This is a genomic window from Mitsuaria sp. GD03876, from assembly GCF_029840635.1.
Classification (GTDB): Bacteria; Pseudomonadota; Gammaproteobacteria; order Burkholderiales; family Burkholderiaceae_C; genus Roseateles.
Genome location: NZ_JAOCCU010000006.1, coordinates 89,701 through 105,604 on the forward strand (window position 1 = coordinate 89,701; position 15,904 = coordinate 105,604).

At 70.3% G+C, this 15,904-nt stretch carries 13 protein-coding genes; 8 read left to right on the forward strand and 5 right to left on the reverse strand.

All coding sequences use genetic code 11. From position 1 onward, the window contains the following. The first annotated feature begins 76 nt into the window (after nucleotides 1-76). Entirely contained in the window at nucleotides 77-1,267 is a 1,191-nt protein-coding gene (locus N5D62_RS05805) for a homoserine O-acetyltransferase (protein WP_279756709.1), read from the forward strand. Then, entirely contained in the window at nucleotides 1,264-1,848 is a 585-nt protein-coding gene (gene metW, locus N5D62_RS05810; RefSeq protein ID WP_279756710.1) for a methionine biosynthesis protein MetW, read from the forward strand. Before N5D62_RS05805 ends, metW begins: the two co-directional genes overlap by 4 nt. 72 nt (nucleotides 1,849-1,920) lie before the next feature. Here the strand turns inward: metW and N5D62_RS05815 are convergent, their stop codons facing one another. Next, complete coding sequence (locus tag N5D62_RS05815; RefSeq protein WP_279756711.1) at nucleotides 1,921-2,907, reverse strand: succinylglutamate desuccinylase/aspartoacylase family protein; 987 nt, start codon at nucleotides 2,905-2,907, stop codon at nucleotides 1,921-1,923. A gap of 66 nt (nucleotides 2,908-2,973) precedes the next feature. Here N5D62_RS05815 and N5D62_RS05820 point away from each other — a divergent pair, with 66 nt between their 5' ends. The 3 genes from N5D62_RS05820 (at nucleotide 2,974) to N5D62_RS05830 (ending at nucleotide 6,490) form a co-directional block, all read left to right on the forward strand. Beyond that, nucleotides 2,974-3,822 carry a lysophospholipase gene (locus tag N5D62_RS05820; protein ID WP_279756712.1) on the forward strand — a complete coding sequence of 283 codons (849 nt, stop codon included), beginning with the start codon at nucleotides 2,974-2,976 and terminating at the stop codon, nucleotides 3,820-3,822. An 88-nt stretch (nucleotides 3,823-3,910) separates the two neighbouring features. Continuing rightward, on the forward strand, nucleotides 3,911-5,386 hold the full coding sequence (locus N5D62_RS05825) for a M20 family metallopeptidase (RefSeq protein ID WP_279756713.1): 1,476 nt from the start codon (nucleotides 3,911-3,913) through the stop codon (nucleotides 5,384-5,386). Between the two features lie 99 nt (nucleotides 5,387-5,485). Next, complete coding sequence (locus tag N5D62_RS05830) at nucleotides 5,486-6,490, forward strand: LysR family transcriptional regulator (RefSeq protein ID WP_279756714.1); 1,005 nt, start codon at nucleotides 5,486-5,488, stop codon at nucleotides 6,488-6,490. 115 nt (nucleotides 6,491-6,605) lie between these two features. Here the strand turns inward: N5D62_RS05830 and N5D62_RS05835 are convergent, their stop codons facing one another. Beyond that, nucleotides 6,606-7,730 (reverse strand): phosphotransferase, encoded by a 1,125-nt coding sequence (locus N5D62_RS05835; RefSeq protein ID WP_279756715.1) that lies wholly within the window; start codon nucleotides 7,728-7,730, stop codon nucleotides 6,606-6,608. A gap of 202 nt (nucleotides 7,731-7,932) precedes the next feature. Between N5D62_RS05835 and lptD the strand changes: the two genes are divergently transcribed. From lptD to rsmA, 3 genes are read left to right on the forward strand one after another with little or no spacing between them, the layout of a single operon-like run. Then, nucleotides 7,933-10,305 (forward strand): LPS assembly protein LptD, encoded by a 2,373-nt coding sequence (gene lptD / locus N5D62_RS05840; RefSeq protein WP_279756716.1) that lies wholly within the window; start codon nucleotides 7,933-7,935, stop codon nucleotides 10,303-10,305. Continuing rightward, the gene (locus N5D62_RS05845) at nucleotides 10,298-11,704 is read left to right on the forward strand and encodes a peptidylprolyl isomerase (RefSeq protein WP_279756717.1); all 1,407 of its coding nucleotides are present in this window, start codon (nucleotides 10,298-10,300) and stop codon (nucleotides 11,702-11,704) included. Before lptD ends, N5D62_RS05845 begins: the two co-directional genes overlap by 8 nt. 18 nt (nucleotides 11,705-11,722) lie before the next feature. Next, nucleotides 11,723-12,496: a 16S rRNA (adenine(1518)-N(6)/adenine(1519)-N(6))-dimethyltransferase RsmA gene (rsmA, locus tag N5D62_RS05850; protein WP_279756718.1), complete on the forward strand. Its 774-nt coding sequence runs from the start codon at nucleotides 11,723-11,725 to the stop codon at nucleotides 12,494-12,496. A gap of 95 nt (nucleotides 12,497-12,591) precedes the next feature. Here rsmA and N5D62_RS05855 read toward each other — a convergent pair whose 3' ends face one another. The 3 genes from N5D62_RS05855 to N5D62_RS05865 form a co-directional block, all read right to left on the reverse strand. After that, entirely contained in the window at nucleotides 12,592-12,714 is a 123-nt protein-coding gene (locus N5D62_RS05855) for a hypothetical protein (RefSeq protein ID WP_255488907.1), read from the reverse strand. Nucleotides 12,715-12,755: 41 nt separating this feature from the next. Then, the gene (locus N5D62_RS05860) at nucleotides 12,756-13,187 is read right to left on the reverse strand and encodes a barstar family protein (RefSeq protein WP_347881804.1); all 432 of its coding nucleotides are present in this window, start codon (nucleotides 13,185-13,187) and stop codon (nucleotides 12,756-12,758) included. Between the two features lie 417 nt (nucleotides 13,188-13,604). Continuing rightward, on the reverse strand, nucleotides 13,605-15,902 hold the full coding sequence (locus tag N5D62_RS05865) for an NADP-dependent malic enzyme (RefSeq protein WP_279756720.1): 2,298 nt from the start codon (nucleotides 15,900-15,902) through the stop codon (nucleotides 13,605-13,607). Between the last annotated feature and the right edge of the window lie 2 nt (nucleotides 15,903-15,904).

The window sequence follows — 15,904 nt, forward strand, 5'->3', positions numbered from 1 at the left end:
ACACCCGATCCACGTGATCGAGACCCGGTGTTCCGCTTCAAGCAGCGGCGCCGGGTTTTGCTTTTTGGGGTGTTCCATGGGATCTGTCGGTGACGTCACACCGCAGCGGCTGTTGTTCGACGAGCCGCTGACACTGCGCAGCGGCGCGCGCCTGGCCGGATACGAGTTGATGGTCGAGACCTACGGCCGGCTCAACGAGGACAAGTCCAACGCGGTGCTGGTCTGCCACGCGCTCAACGCCAGCCACCATGTCGCCGGCACGCACGCGGGCGTCGAGAAGAGCGAAGGCTGGTGGGACAACCTGGTCGGCCCGGGCAAGCCGCTGGACACGGACCGCTTCTTCGTCATCGGCATCAACAACCTGGGCTCGTGCTTCGGTTCGACCGGACCGATGCATCCGAACCCCGCGACCGGCCGCGTCTACGGCGCGGACTTCCCGGTGGTGACGGTGCACGACTGGGTCGACGCGCAGGCGCGGGTGCTGGACCGATTCGGCATCCAGCAGCTGGCGGCGGTGCTGGGCGGCTCGCTGGGCGGGATGCAGGCGCTGGACTGGTCGCTGCGGTATCCGGCGCGGATGCGCCACTGCGTCGCGGTCGCGACCGCGCCCAACCTGTCGGCGCAGAACATCGCCTTCAACGAGGTCGCCCGCCGCGCGATCATCACAGACCCCGAGTTCCACGACGGCCACTTCTACGAGCACGGCGTCGTGCCCCGCCGCGGCCTGCGCGTGGCGCGGATGATCGGCCACATCACCTACCTCAGCGACGACGTGATGGAGGAGAAGTTCGGCCGCCAGATGCGCGCGGCGGAGCTGGGCTACTCGACCTCGGACATCGAGTTCCAGATCGAGAGCTACCTGCGCTACCAGGGCGACAAGTTCAGCGAGTACTTCGACGCCAACACCTACCTGCTGATCACGCGGGCGCTGGACTACTTCGACCCGGCGCGCGATCACGGCGGCGACCTGAGCCGCACCTTCGCCACGGCGCTGTGCAAGTACCTGGTGGTGAGCTTCACGACCGACTGGCGCTTCTCGCCGGCGCGCTCGCGCGAGATCGTCAAGGCGCTGCTGGACAACAAGCGCGACGTCTCCTACGCCGAGATCGACGCGCCGCACGGCCACGACGCGTTCCTGCTGGAGGACCCGCGGTATCACGGCGTGCTGCGCGCCTACTTCGACCGGATCGCCAAGGAGCATGAACACGCGCTGCCGGGCGCCGCGACGGCGCCGGTGTCGCATCGGTTGGCGGGGGTGGCGGTATGAGCGACCGGGCGGTGATGGACATGATCGCGGAACTCGTTCCAGCCGGTTCGCGCGTGCTGGACCTGGGCTGCGGCACCGGCGAGCTGCTGGCGCACCTGCAAACGACCAAGGGCTGCACCGGCTATGGCGTGGAGCTCGACGACGCGAACGTGCTGGCCTGCGCGCAGCGCGGCGTCAACGTGATCCAGCTGAACCTGGAAGAGGGCCTGGCGATCTTCGAGGACCAGAGCTTCGACGTCGTGCTGCAGCTCGAGACGCTGCAGAACCTGCGCAACACCGAGGCGATGCTGCGCGAGACGGCGCGCGTCGGCCGCGTGGGCATCGTGAGCTTCCCGAACTTCGCGCACTGGCCGAACCGGCTGCAGGTGCTGGCGGGCCGGATGCCGGTGACGCGGGTGCTGCCGTACCAGTGGTACGACACGCCCAACATCCGCGTCGGCACCTATGCCGACTTCCAGATCCTGGCGCGCAAATGCGGGCTGCGGGTGCGCGACAGCTTCGGCGTGCAGGACGGCCGGCAGGTCCGCGTGCTGCCCAACCTGATGGCCAGCATGGCGGTGTTCAAGTTCGATCGGGACTGATCGTGCGGGCCCGCGGCAAGGACAGCCGCGGAGACGATCCAGCGACGGCGGAGAGTGCGATGGCGAGGACGCTCAGTCCTCGTAGCGCCCCAGCCGCACCATGGTCTGGCCCGCTTGCCCGGCGCGGCGCGACGGCATGATCAGCACGCAGTCGTCGTGCGGCGTGGTCCAGCGGCGCTCGCCGTCCTCGGCCAGCGGCGTGCCGGCCGCGGGCACCACCATCAGGTGATGCGTCGGCAGCACGAAGCGGAAGTGCGGCGACGCCGCGGTCACCCCTTCGCCGACGCGCACCAGCCGCTGCCGCGCCGGCGCCGGCACGCGGCCTTGCGCCGCGGCCCAGTCCGCGTCCACCATGCCGAGCTCGCGCAGGAAGCGCAGCGTCACGTCGATCGCCATGTCGGCGCTCGCCCGGTCCCAGTGCGCGCCGCACTCGACCAGCACCGCCTGCCGCGCGCTCGCCGGATCGGCGAAGCCGCCCCGGTCGATCATCCGCAGCCCCGCCGCATGGCCGGTGTCCACCAGCAGCGTCGCCGGCTGCCCGAGCGCGCGCGCCAGCGCCACGCTCTTGTCGGTCTGGCCGCAGATGGTCAGCGCCGGCGCGCCGGGCTCCTGCATCGAGTGCAGGTCCAGCAGCACGTCCGCCGCGTCGACGAAGGGCGCCAGCTCGCGCGCCCGTCGCAGCTCGACCGAGACGCGGGACCCGCGCAGCACCGCGTCGTCCCAGATCCGGTTCATGTCCTCGTCGACGCAGCGCGACGCGAACGGCTCCAGCGCGTCGAAGCGCTCGAAGGCTTCGACATTGGCGAAGGCCAGCACCAGCCGGCCGCGGGCCGGCCGCACGCCCTGCGCCAGCAGCCAGTCCAGGGCGATCGCGCCGCACAGCTCGTTGCCGTGGATGAGCGCCACCACCATCGCCGACGGGCCCGGCAGTCCGGACTCGAGCACATGCACGAACTCGACCCCGGTGCCGGTGCCCCGCCGCCAGCGCTCGATCGGCGGCGGCTGCAGGCGGACGTCCGGATTCAGCGGCGGGAAGGACTCGAGCAGGGCAGGGGTCATCGCGGTTCAATCGTGGGGGGGCGCCACGGCTGGCGGACATGGCGGGCGATCCTACACTCCGGCCCCATGAAGACTCTGACCGGCCATGACGGCCTGCCGCTGCACTGGCGGGAATGGGGCGCCGACCTGTCGCTGCCCACGCGCGGCACCGTGCTGATCGTCCACGGCCTGGGCGAGCACATCGGCCGCTACGAGGCCGTCGCCCAGCGCCTGAACGACTGGGGCTGGCATGCCGCCGGCTTCGACCAGCGCGGCCACGGCGCCTCCGGCGGCCCGCGCGGCGACATCCCCGCCCACGACAGCCTGCTGCGGGACCTGGCCGCCGCCATCGACAGCCTGCGCGCCGACGACCGCAAGGGCCGCGGCCCGCTGATCCTGCTCGGCCACAGCATGGGCGGCGCCGTCGCGGCGCGTTTCGTCGCCGGCGCGCTCGAGGGCGCCGCCTGGTCCCGCCCGGTCGACGGCCTGGTGCTCAGCTCCCCGGCGCTCGACGCCGGCCTGTCGGCCTTCCAGCGCGGGCTGCTCGCCACCACGCTGCCGCTGGTGCCGCACCTGGCCGTCGGCAACCGGCTGAACCCGGCCTGGGTCTCGCGCAGCCCCGAGGTCGTGCAGGCCTACAAGGACGATCCGCTGGTCCACGACCGCATCACCCCGACGCTAGCGAAGATGATCGCGTCGTTCGGTCCGGAAACCCTGCCGCTGGTGCCGCGCTGGACCACGCCGACGCTGCTGATGTGGGCCGGCGCCGACCGCTGCGTCGCCCCGGCGGGCAGCGCCGCCTTCGCCGAGGCCGCCGCCGCGGGCGGCGCGGTGCAGGCGGTGGCCTTCCCGGGCCTGGCGCACGAGATCTTCAACGAGCCTGAGCGCGAACAGGTCTTCGCCCGGCTGCGTGCCTGGCTGGGCGCGCGCTCCTAGAATCGCCGGATCCCTCTCACTCGCCCGTCCGGCCGCCCCTGGCGCCGGACTTCGCCAAGGCGGCCGACCGGCCGCGCAGGAGACCCGCATGAACGCACGTGACCCGTCGTTGCCGCTGCAAGCCGATGAGATCAGCGCCCTGGGCGCCTTCGCCGAGAAGGTCTGGGACCAGGAGATCGTCCCCGCGCTGAGCGACTACATCGCCATTCCCGCCAAGAGCCCGATGTTCGATGCCGACTGGCAGGCCAACGGCTACATCGAGCGCGTCGTGCGCGACGCCGCCCAGTGGGTGGAAAGCAAGAAGATCCCCGGCCTGAAGCTCGAGGTGATCCGCCAGGAAGGCCGCACCCCGGTCATCTTCTTCGAGCTGCCCGCGACCAAGGCCGGCAACGCCGACACTGTCGTGCTGTACGGCCACCTGGACAAGCAGCCCGAGTTCAACGGCTGGCGCGCCGACCTCGGCCCGTGGACGCCGAAGTACGAGGACGGCAAGCTCTACGGCCGCGGCGGCGCCGACGACGGCTACGCGATCTACGCGTCGATCACCGCGCTGCTGGCGCTGGACCAGCAGGGCGTGCCGCGCCCGCGCTGCGTCGGCCTGATCGAGACCTGCGAGGAATCCGGCTCCTACGACCTGCCGGCCTACATCGACCTGCTCAAGCCGCGCCTGGGCAACGTGTCGCTGGTGGTATGCCTGGACTCCGGCGCCGGCGACTACGACCGGCTGTGGATGACCACGTCGCTGCGCGGCATGGTCTCGGGCGTGCTCAAGGTCGAGGTGCTGACCGAGGGCATCCACTCCGGCGACGCGTCCGGCGTGGTGCCGTCCTCGTTCCGCATCCTGCGCCAGGTGCTGGACCGGCTCGAGGACTCGAAGACCGGCCGCCTGCTGCCCGAGTCCTTCCACTGCGAGATCCCCGGCGTGCGCGTCGAGCAGGCGCAGGCCACCGCCGCGATCCTGAAGGAGGAGGTCTACAAGCGCCTGCCCTGGGCCTGCGGCGCGGACGGCGGCCCGGTGCTGCCGGTGACCAGCGACCCGGTCGAGGTGCTGCTCAACCGCACCTGGCGCCCGACGCTGTCGGTGACCGGCGTGGACGGCTTCCCCGAGCTGAAGAGCGCCGGCAACGTGCTGCGCCCGTACACCGCGTTCAAGCTGTCGCTGCGCCTGCCGCCGCTGATCGACGGCAACGAGGCCGCGCTCAAGCTCAAGGCGCTGCTCGAGGACAACGCCCCGTACAACGCCAAGGTCAGCTTCGTGCCGGACGGCCGCGCCGGCGCCTACGGCGCCACCGGCTGGAACACGCCCGAGCTGTCGAGCTGGCTGAGCCAGGCGCTGAACGAGGCCAGCGAGGCCCACTTCGGCCAGCCGGTCGGTTATGTCGGCCAGGGCGGCACGATCCCGCTGATGAGCATGCTGCAGAAGGGCTTCCCGGCGGCGCAGATGATGGTCTGCGGCGTGCTGGGTCCCAAGAGCAACGCGCACGGCCCCAACGAGTTCCTGCACGTGCCCTACGGCAAGCGCCTGACCGCCGCGGTGGCGCAGGTGATCGCCGCGCACCCCTGACGGCGGCGCCCTCGCGCGGCCCGCGGGCCGCGCCGGTCCGCTGAACGACCCACACAGGGGCGGCCCGCGACGGCGCGGCGACCGCCCGGAGGAGACGGGATGGATCAGGTCAAGGCCATGCGGGTGTTCACCCGCGTGATCGACGAGGGCAGCCTCGCCGGCGCCGCGCGGGCGCTGGACCTGGCGCCGGCCGTCGTCACGCGGCTGGTGGCGGATCTGGAGGAGCACCTCGGCGCGCGGCTGCTCAACCGCACGACGCGGCGGCTGTCGCTGACCGACGTCGGCGAGGGCTACCTGGAGCGCTGCCGTCGCATCCTCAGCGACATCGAGGAGGCCGAGGCGCTGGCCACCGCCGCCGTCAACGAGCCGCGCGGCAACCTGCGCGTGCTGATGCCGCCGGCGATCGCGATCCACCAGCTGGCGCGGCACATGGCGCGCTTCCACGCGATGTACCCGCTGGTCAGCGTCGAGCTGGTGGCGCCCGGGCCGGTGGACACGCTCGACGAGAGCTTCGACATCACCGTCATCTCGACCCGCAGCCCGCTGCAGGGCGACTTCATCGCCCGCAAGCTGGCCCGCACCGAGGTCATCATGTGCGCGGCGCCGGAGTACCTGGCTCGGCGCGGCAAGCCGCAGCACCCGTCGGAGCTCAAGCAGCACGACCTGATGCTGCCGCCGATCCACGAGCTCGCGCGCGGCGTGACCTTCGAGCGCTGCGGCGTCGACGGGCTCACCACGGAGAGCTTCTTCGCGATCCCGTCGCGGCCGGTGATGACGACCTCGTCGGTGGACACCAAGTACGCCTGCGCGCTGCACGGGCTGGGCGTGGCGGGGCTGCCGTCCTTCGTCGTCGGCGACGCGCTGATGGAGGGGGCGCTCGAGCGCGTGCTGTCGCAGTGGCGCATCTACAGCTACCAGCTGTGGGCCGCGATGCCGACCCGCAAGTTCGTGCCGGCGCGCACCCGCGCGTTCATGGACTTCCTGATCGAGGTCTTCGGCGGGAAGGACGAGGACCCGTGGCTCGCCGCCGCCGGCTGCCCGTCGTACCGCGCCGCCCAGGAACTCCTGGCCGCGCAGGCCGCGAAAGCCGCCGCCGCCGACTAGGAAGCACCTTCACCCGCGGATAAGCAAGCAGACGGTGCGCTGGCCAGGCGCCGCGCGGAGCCGGACGTCCTGTGCGGCGAGCGCGGCAACGACGCCAGCGTGACGTCCGCGCCGCTTAGCGGAGGGTGAAGCCGGTTTGGGTGAACTGCGGCTGTAGATCCTCGACGAGGCGAAGGAGCGGCGCGAGCTCCACGTACCGCGTCGCCGTCTTCACCACGTAGGCGTAGAAGCGCGGCAGGTCCTCGACGTAGTGGGGCTTGCCGTCGCGGTGCTTGAGTCGGCAGAAGATGCCCATGATCTTGAGCTGGCGCTGCAGCACCGTCCATTCCAACCGGCGCCAGAACAGGCCGAAGTCCAGCGCCATCTCATGCGGGTCCTCGCCGGTGGGATCGGCCGGGTCCGCGCCGAACAGCCCGGCCTGGCGCGCGCCTTCCCAGTAGCGCACCGCCCAGTCGAGCTCCTCGGCCTCTTCCCAGGAGATGAAGGCGTCGCGCAGCAGCGAGGCGATGTCGTAGGTGATCGGGCCCAGCACCGCGTCTTGGAAATCGAGGATGCCGGGGTTGGCGTCGCACACCATCAGGTTGCGCGGCATGTAGTCGCGGTGCATCGGCACCCGCGGCTGGGCGGCCACGTTGGTCGACAGCAGCGCCACCGTGCGGTCCCAGTAGCCCTGCTGCTTCTCGTTCCACTGCTTGCCGTGGTGGGCCTGGACGCACCAGTCGACGAAGATCTGCAGCTCCCGGCGCACGAAGGCGTCGTCGAAGGCCGGCAGCGCGCCGTCGGCGCGCGCGGCCTCGCAACCCTGCCAGCGCAGCAGCGCCGCGGTGGCGTCGCGCATCAGCGTCTGGGGTGTCCGCGTGTCGCCGTCACGCTGCGCGCGCAGGAGGGCCTCGAGGTAGGAACGGGTGCCCAGGTCTTCCATCAGCGCGAAGCCCAGCGCCGCGTCATGGGCCAGGATCGCCGGCACGTGCAATCCGCAACCGGCCATCAGCGCGCCGACCTCGACGAAGGGCCGCACCTGGTTGGGTGCCGCCGGGTCGTCCATCACGATCAGCGTGCGGCCGTCCGCCGCCGCCACGCGCAGGTAGCGGCGGAACCCCGCGTCGCTGCTGGCGACGGCCAGGGTCTCGGGCCGCAGGCCGTGCGCGGCCGCGAGCGGCGCCAGCCAGTGGTCGAAGCGGGCGGCGCGGTCGGCGTCGGACCAGGGCACGGGCGCGGCGTTCGGAGCGGAAGCGGTCATCGGCAAGGGCGCGCGGGGTCGCGGGCGGGGCGGGTGCGAGGAAGCAGAAGGGCCGCTGCGCGAGCGGCCCCGGGGTCGGTGACAAGGCGTGGCGGCGGTCCTGCCGGCCGGCGAGCCTCGTGGATAATGATTCTACAAACCCCGGGCAGCGCGGCGCGATCGACGCGCGGCCGCCTGACCTCTGCAAGACGCTGCCCGCCTGATGCGCCCTCCGGTTTCCCGTCCCCGCCCGATCTCCCTGGCCGCCGCGCTGGCGGTCGCGCTGCCCGCGTTGACGGCGCAGGCCCAGGAGTCCGCCGGCCAGCCGCTCGTGCTCAAGGCCGTCAAGCAACTGCACCAGACCAAGCGCAAGGACGTGCGCCCGGCGATGGCGCTGAGCGCCGACCGCATCACCAGCGAGATGGACCAGACGTCCACCGCCGAGGGCGACGTCCAGCTGCGCTACGGCGGCATGCTGCTGAAGTCCAAGACGCTGCGCTACGACTTCCCGCAGGACCTGGCCGTCGCCGAGGGCGAGGTCGAGCTGAGCCAGAACGGCGCCGTGCTGCGCGGCCCGAAGCTGGAACTGTTCGTCGACCGCTTCGAGGGCCAGCTCGACAGCCCGACCTATTTCTTCGCCGCGACCGGCGGCAGCGGCAGCGCCAAGGCGCTGCATTTCCTCGGCGACCAGCGCATGCGCGCCGACGAGGCGACCTACTCGACCTGCCCGGTCTCGGAGAACGGCGAGCGCAAGCGCGACTGGGAGCTGGTCACCAGCAGCCTGAAGCTGGACTTCGACGCCGGCGAGGGCGTGGCCTCCAACGCGGTGGTGCGTTTCCTGGGCGTGCCCATCCTGGCGGCCCCGTCGCTGAGCTTCCCGCTCGGCGACCAGCCCAAGTCCGGCCTGCTGCCGCCCAACGTCAACATCGACAACCGCAGCGGCTTCGAATACGGCCAGCCCTTCTACTGGAGCATCGCGCCCAACCGCGACGCGACGATCACGCCGTTCGTGATGACGCGCCGCGGCCCCGGCGTGGACAGCCAGTTCCGCTACCTCGAGCCCGGCCATCGCGGCCAGGTCGACTACGCGCTGCTGCCGCACGACCGCGTGACCGGGCGTTCGCGTTGGGACCTGCGGCTCAACGGCGCCGGCGACATCACGCCCAACTGGACCTACAACGTCCACACCGAGCGCGTCTCCGACGACGACTACTGGAAGGACCTGCGCAGCCGCATGCTGTCGCAGACGCCGCGCCTGCTGTCGACCGACGTGCGCACGCAGCGCGACTTCAGCTTCAACTGGGGCGAGATGCAGACCTACGCCCGGGTGCAGAAGTGGCAGCCGCTGCAGGTCGCGCAGGTCGAGGACAAGTTCGCGTCCCCCTACCAGCGCTCGCCGCAGATCGGCCTGCGGCTGCAGACCGGCGCCGACGAATCGGTGCTGGCGGGTTACCTGCCCACCGGCCGGCGCGCCCGGCTCGAGGGCGGCCTGGAGGTCGAGTACAACCGCTTCGACCTGCCCGGCGGCGCGCTCGGCACGCAGACGCAGACCGGCGAACGGATGCACCTGCTGGGCCACGTGAGCCTGCCCTTCAGCGGCGCGGCCTGGTGGGTGATCCCCAAGCTGTCGGTGAACGCGGCCAGCTACAACGTCGACCAGCCGCTGGACGCGACCGGCCGGCGCTCGATCGGCCGCACGATCCCGACCTTCAGCATCGACCACGGCTGGATCCTGGAGCGCAACACCTCGCTGTTCGGCCAGAACATGCGCCAGACGCTGGAACCGCGGCTGCTGTACGTGAACACGCCGTTCCGCGACCAGAGCGCGCTGCCCAACTTCGACGCGGCGCCGCGCGACTACAACTTCGATTCCGTCTTCGCCGAGAACCAGTTCTCCGGCGTCGACCGCGTCAACGACGCCGACATGCTGGCCTTCGGCGCGACCACGCGCTGGATCGAGGACGAGCGCGGCGAGGAACAGCTGCGCCTGGGCATGGTCCAGCGCTACCTGTTCCGCAACCAGCGCATCACCCCGGACGGCACGCCGCAGACGCACCGGCTCTCGGACGTGGTGCTGCTGGCCTCGGCGCACCTGAACCAGGCCTGGTGGACCGACAGCACCATGCAGCTGAATTCCTCCGACGGCAAGGTCGAGCGGACGGTGCTGCGGCTGCGCTACTCGCCGGGGCCGTTCCGGACCGTCAGCGCGTCCTATCGCCTGGCCCGCGGCCAGAGCGAGCAGGTCGAGCTGGCCTGGCAGTGGCCGCTGTTCGGGCCGGACCGCAAGGCGGTGGCCGGCGGGCCGGGCTGCGCCGGCGCCTGGTACGGCGCGGGCCGCCTGCAGTATTCGATGCGGGACAAGCGCTTCACCGATTCGGTGATCGGCGCCGAGTACGACTCCGGCTGCTGGATCCTGCGCATCGGCGCGGAACGCCAGGCCACCGGCCGCGCGGAAACCAACACCCGGCTGATCCTGCAGCTGGAGCTGGTCGGCCTGTCGCCGCTCGGTTCGAATGCGCTGAAGGTGTTGAGAGACAATATTCCGGGTTACCGATCGCTCAGCTCCGAGCGTTCGGCATTTGGCACTTATGACTGAACTGCGTTCGATGCGACATCTCAAGCCTGTGGCGGCCACGCTCCTGTCCCTGACCGCCGCCCTGGCCGGCACGGCATCCTTGGCGCAGACCCCGCCCGCTGCGGCCGCGACGGCCGCGGCCGCCGCGTCGGCCCCCGCGCCCGCGCGGCCGGTCGTCGAGCAGCGTCAGCTCAAGCCCGGCGACTACATCGCCGCGATCGTCAACACGGACATCGTCGCGGCCTCCGAAGTGGTCCAGCGCACCGAGCGCATGCGCGACGAGGCCCGCCAGCGCGGCCAGACCGTCACCAACGAGCAACTGCACAAGCAGGCGCTGGACGGCCTGATCGACGAGCGCGTCGTCGTCACCTACGCCCGCGAGAACGGCCCCCGCGTCGACGAGCCGGAACTGGACCGCGTGGTCGCCAACGTCGCCACGCAGAACAAGCTGACGATGCCGGAGCTGCGCCAGCGCCTGTCCGCCGAGGGCATCGACTTCAAGCGCTTCCGCGAGAACCTGCGCGACCAGATGCTGAGCGAGCGCGTGCGCGAGCGCGAGGTGCAGGGCCGCATCCGCATCACCGACGGCGACATCGACAAGTACCTCGACGAGCGCCAGGCCTCGCTGCAAGGCCGCGCCCAGCTGAACATCGCGCAGATCCTGGTGCCGGTGCCCGAGGGCTCCGGCCCGGTCGTCCTGGCCGAGCGCAAGGCGCGCGCCGAGGCGGCGCTGGCCCGCATCCAGGGCGGCGAGGACTTCGCCAAGGTCGCCCGCGAGGTGTCGGAAGACGCGAACAAGACCCGCGGCGGCGAGATCGGCCTGCGCGGCGCGGACAAGCTGCCCGACGTGTTCGTCGACGCGGTGAAGGACCTCAAGGATGGCCAGACCCGTCCGGAGCTGCTGCGCTCCGAGGCCGGTTTCCATGTGCTCAAGCTGATCGAGCGCCAGACCGGCAAGACGTCGATCAACGTGGTCGTGCAGACCCACGCCCGCCACATCCTGCTGCGCCCGTCCGAGCAACTGAGCCCCGAGCAGGCGACCCGCCGGCTGCTGGAGTTCAAGCGCGCGATCGAATCCAAGCGCGCGACCTTCGAGATGCTGGCCCGCGCCAACTCCGAGGACGGCAGCGCCGCCGAGGGCGGTGACCTGGGCTGGGTGTCGCCGGGCGGCTTCGTGCCGGAGTTCGAGCAGGCCATGGACGCGCTGCCGCTGATGGGCGTGTCGGATCCGGTGCCGTCGCGTTTCGGCATCCACCTGATCCAGGTGCTGGAGCGCCGCGACGTGGTGCTCGACACCAAGCAACTGCGCGAGCAGGCCCGCAACGCGCTGCGCGAGCGCAAGTACGAAGACGCCTACAACGACTGGATGAAGGAAATGCGCGCGCGCGCCTTCATCGAGACCCGCGAGTGGCTGGACTGAGCGGCCGGGACTGAGTTCATGGGACATGTCGCGCGCAAGCGCTTCGGCCAGCACTTCCTGACCGACAAGGCGGTCATCGACGGCATCGTCGACGCCATCGGCCCGGGCGAGGACCAGGCGATGGTGGAGATCGGCCCCGGCCTGGGCGCGATGACGCTGCCGCTGCTGCAGCGCCTGCCGGCGTCCAGCCAGCCGCTGACGGTGATCGAGCTGGACCGCGACCTGGCCGCCCGCATGCGCAAGCGCGGCGACGTCACGGTCGTCGAATCCGACGTGCTGAAGGTCGACTTCGCGGCGCTGGCCGCCGAACGCGGCCGCAAGCTGAAGGTCGTCGGCAACCTGCCGTACAACATCTCGTCGCCGATCCTGTTCCACCTGCTGGGCGCGGTCGACCACGTCGTCGACCAGACCTTCATGCTGCAGAAGGAGGTCGTCGACCGCATGGCCGCCAGCCCCGGCGGCAAGGACTACGGCCGGCTCAGCGTCATGCTGCAGTGGCGCTACGAGGTCGAGGCGCTGTTCGACGTGCCGCCGGAAGCTTTCGATCCGCCGCCGCGGGTCGTGTCGGCGATCGTGCGGATGGTGCCGCGCTCGGCGCCGGCGGTGCTGGACGAGGCGCTGCTGAGCGAGCTGGTCCAGTCGGCGTTCTCGCAGCGGCGCAAGCTGCTGCGCCACTCGCTGGGCAAGTGGCTCGAGGCGCGCGGCTTCCAGGGCGAATTCAACCTGCAGCGCCGCGCCGAGGAAGTGCCGGTCGACGAGTTCGTCGCGCTGGCGCAGGCGGTCGCGGGCTGACGGCAAAAAGGCCTTCCGTCGCCGGAAGGCCTTTGGGCTTGCGTCCGGCCGGAGCCGGGGAACGCGATGAACCCGCCGGGCGGCGGGTCAGTCGATCATGCGGCGCTGAGCCACATCGACGTGTCGAACGCGCTGCACATCATCGGCATGTTCATGCCGAAGTTGGGGTTCGGATTGGTCTTGGTGCTCTTGAGCACCGGCTTCGCTTCGGGGGCCACCTCAGTCGCCCGCTCCCATGACCCTGATTCTTGGGAGCGGGCTACTGAAAAGAATAGAAACACCGGAATGAGACCTTCCGCTCGGCCCAGAAGTCGGCCGCCTCGCGGAACACGTCGAGCAACTGCTCGCGGGCCTCGCGGTCGAACTTCGCATGGTCGGGCAACTGGTCCAGCACGACGACGAAACCTGGTTGCGCGCCCGACTTGTGGACCAGGTTGGTCATGCAGTCGTACAGCGCGTCCATGTTCTTGCCGAAGTGCGCCGGGAACAGGAAGCTGCTGGCGATCAATTCCAGCACGTCCTGTCTGGTGTCCGCGGACACCAGGTTGGCGTACAGGAAATGTTGGCCGGCGTCCTGCGCGGCCTGCATCAAGTCCTCGACCCGGTAGGCTCTGATCGCCTGCACGATGTTGGGACGGACTGTCTGCAAAAGCATTGTCGCGTTCCTCCTAGATGGGGTATCCGAGTTCATTCTGGGTAGGGCCGTGGCACCGGACAGTGCCCGCCACGGGGCCTGCGATCGTCGGTGGGGGAGGGCTCGCCAGCGAGGGTTAACCCTGAACTCTGAAACCAAGATGGTACAGAAATGGCCCCGAATGCTCAAGCCGGTGTCTGCCACAATGCCTTAAAAAGCGGCATTGTGAGCATGTGCACACATTCGTAGTAGCCCTAGCAAATACGAGTAGTCATCTCGCAGAAATTGGCTGGTGAGCCACTACAAACTTTTTCTATAGGCTGGGTCCGGGGTCGGGATTAGACGGCGTCCGATGACCCCGAAACGGGGGGCGCGGGCCCCTTGGGACCGTCCGCGCCGGGCGGATCCGGACGAAGGAAAGGGGGCCGACGGCCCCCTTTCGACGCACTGCGCGGCGACTCGCGCGGGGCGATGTCAGCGTGCCGCGTTCGCGTCGGCGACCGTCAGGGCGGTCATGTTCACGATCCGGCGGACGGTGGCCGACGGCGTCAGCACATGCACCGGCTTGGCCGCGCCCAGCAGCACCGGGCCGATCGCGATGCCGCCGCCGGCGGCCGTCTTCAGCAGGTTGTAGGCGATGTTGGCCGCGTCGATGTTGGGCATCACCAGCAGGTTGGCCTCGCCGGTCAGCGGGCTGTTGGAGACCAGCTCCGAGCGGTACTTCGGGTCGAGCGCGGCATCGCCGTGCATCTCGCCGTCGACTTCCAGCCAGGGCGCGATGTCCCGGAGCAGCGCCAGCGCTTCGCGCATCTTGACCGCGGACGGGCAGTTGCTCGAGCCGAAGTTGCTGTGCGACAGCAGCGCCGCCTTCGGGCGCAGGCCGAAGCGTCGCATCTCCTCGGCCGCCATCATCGTGATCTCGGCGATCTGCTCGGCGGTCGGGTCGTAGTTGACGTGGGTGTCGACCAGCATCACCTGGCGGCCCGGCAGGATCAGGCCGTTCATGCAGGCGAAGTTCTTGACCCCGGGACGCTTGCCGATGACCTGGTCGATGTACTGCAGGTGCATCGCGGTGTTGCTCCAGGTGCCGCAGAGCATCCCGTCGACCTCGCCCTTGTGCAGCATCATCGCGCCGATCAGCGTCAGGCGGCGGCGCATCTCGATCTTGGCGAGCTGCTGCGTGACGCCCTTGCGCTCGGTCATCGCCAGGTAGGTCTGCCAGTAGTCGCGATAGCGGTGGTCGAACTCGGTGTTCACCACGTCGTAGTCGCGGCCTTCCTGCAGCCGCAGGCCGAAGCGCTCGCAACGCTGCGCGATCACCTGCGGGCGGCCGATCAGCGTCGGGCGGGCGATGCCCTCGTCGACGACCACCTGCACCGCGCGCAGCACCCGCTCCTCCTCGCCTTCGGCGTAGGCGACGCGCTTGTGCTGCGCCTTCTTCGCGATCTGGAAGATCGGCTTCATCGTCGTGCCGGAGGCGTAGACGAAGCTCTGCAGCTTCTCCAGGTAGGCCGGCATGTCGGCGATCGGACGCAGCGCGACGCCCGAGGCCTCGGCGGCCTTGGCCACCGCCGGCGCGATCTTCATCATCAGGCGCGGGTCGAACGGCTTGGGGATCAGGTACTCCGGGCCGAAGCTCAGGTTGGCGCCCGCGTAGGCGGCGGCGACCACCTCGCTCTGCTCGGCCTGGGCCAGCTCGGCGATCGCGTGGACGGCGGCGATCTCCATCTCGTCGTTGATCGTCGTCGCGCCGCAGTCCAGGGCCCCGCGGAAGATGTACGGGAAGCACAGGACGTTGTTGACCTGGTTCGGGTAATCGGTGCGGCCCGTGGCCATCAGCGCGTCGTCGCGGATCGCGTGCACGTCTTCCGGCGCGATCTCCGGATTCGGATTGGCCAGCGCGAAGATGATCGGCTTGGCCGCCATCGTCGCGACCATGTCCTGCTTGAGCACGCCGCCGGCCGACAGGCCCAGGAAGATGTCCGCGCCGGCGATTACGTCGCGCAGGCTGCGCTGCTCGGTGGGCTGCGCGTAGACGGCCTTGTCCGGGTCCATCAGCTCGGCGCGGCCCTCGTAGACGACGCCGGCCAGGTCGGTCACCCAGATGTTCTGGCGCGGCAGGCCGAGCTTGACCAGCAGGTTCAGGCAGGCCAGCGCCGCGGCGCCCGCGCCCGAGGTCACCAGCTTCACCGAGGCGATGTCCTTGCCCGCGACCTTCAGCCCGTTGAGCAGGCCGGCCGCGACGACGATGGCGGTGCCGTGCTGGTCGTCGTGGAAGACCGGGATCTTCATGCGCTTGCGCAGCTCGCGCTCGACGTAGAAGCAGTCCGGCGCCTTGATGTCCTCGAGGTTGATGCCGCCGAAGGTCGGCTCCAGCGCGGCGATCACGTCGACCAGCTTGTCCAGGTCGTGCTTCTCGTCGATCTCGAGGTCGAAGACGTCGATGCCGGCGAACTTCTTGAACAGGACGCCCTTGCCCTCCATCACCGGCTTGGAGGCCAGCGGGCCGATGTCGCCCAGGCCCAGCACGGCGGTGCCGTTGGAGATCACCGCGACGAGGTTGCCGCGCGAGGTGTAGCGGAAGGCGTTGGCGGGATCGGCGACGATCTCCTCGCACGCGGCGGCCACGCCCGGCGAGTAGGCCAGCGCCAGGTCGCGCTGGTTGATCAGCTGCTTGGTCGCGGCGATCGCGATCTTGCCCGGGGTCGGAAACTCGTGATATTCGAGCGCGGCCTGGCGCAGCTGGGCGCGTTTTTCTTCGGACGTGGGCATGG

Excerpts from the sequence above, each read along its gene's own strand:
- N5D62_RS05805 (WP_279756709.1), top strand. The coding sequence starts at position 77 with ATGGGATCTGTCGGTGACGTCACACCGCAGCGGCTGTTGTTCGACGAG.
- metW (WP_279756710.1), top strand. The coding sequence starts at position 1,264 with ATGAGCGACCGGGCGGTGATGGACATGATCGCGGAACTCGTTCCAGCC.
- N5D62_RS05815 (WP_279756711.1), bottom strand. The coding sequence starts at position 2,907 with ATGACCCCTGCCCTGCTCGAGTCCTTCCCGCCGCTGAATCCGGACGTC.
- N5D62_RS05820 (WP_279756712.1), top strand. The coding sequence starts at position 2,974 with ATGAAGACTCTGACCGGCCATGACGGCCTGCCGCTGCACTGGCGGGAA.
- N5D62_RS05825 (WP_279756713.1), top strand. The coding sequence starts at position 3,911 with ATGAACGCACGTGACCCGTCGTTGCCGCTGCAAGCCGATGAGATCAGC.
- N5D62_RS05830 (WP_279756714.1), top strand. The coding sequence starts at position 5,486 with ATGGATCAGGTCAAGGCCATGCGGGTGTTCACCCGCGTGATCGACGAG.
- N5D62_RS05835 (WP_279756715.1), bottom strand. The coding sequence starts at position 7,730 with ATGACCGCTTCCGCTCCGAACGCCGCGCCCGTGCCCTGGTCCGACGCC.
- lptD (WP_279756716.1), top strand. The coding sequence starts at position 7,933 with ATGCGCCCTCCGGTTTCCCGTCCCCGCCCGATCTCCCTGGCCGCCGCG.
- N5D62_RS05845 (WP_279756717.1), top strand. The coding sequence starts at position 10,298 with ATGACTGAACTGCGTTCGATGCGACATCTCAAGCCTGTGGCGGCCACG.
- rsmA (WP_279756718.1), top strand. The coding sequence starts at position 11,723 with ATGGGACATGTCGCGCGCAAGCGCTTCGGCCAGCACTTCCTGACCGAC.
- N5D62_RS05860 (WP_347881804.1), bottom strand. The coding sequence starts at position 13,187 with ATGAACTCGGATACCCCATCTAGGAGGAACGCGACAATGCTTTTGCAG.
- N5D62_RS05865 (WP_279756720.1), bottom strand. The coding sequence starts at position 15,902 with ATGCCCACGTCCGAAGAAAAACGCGCCCAGCTGCGCCAGGCCGCGCTC.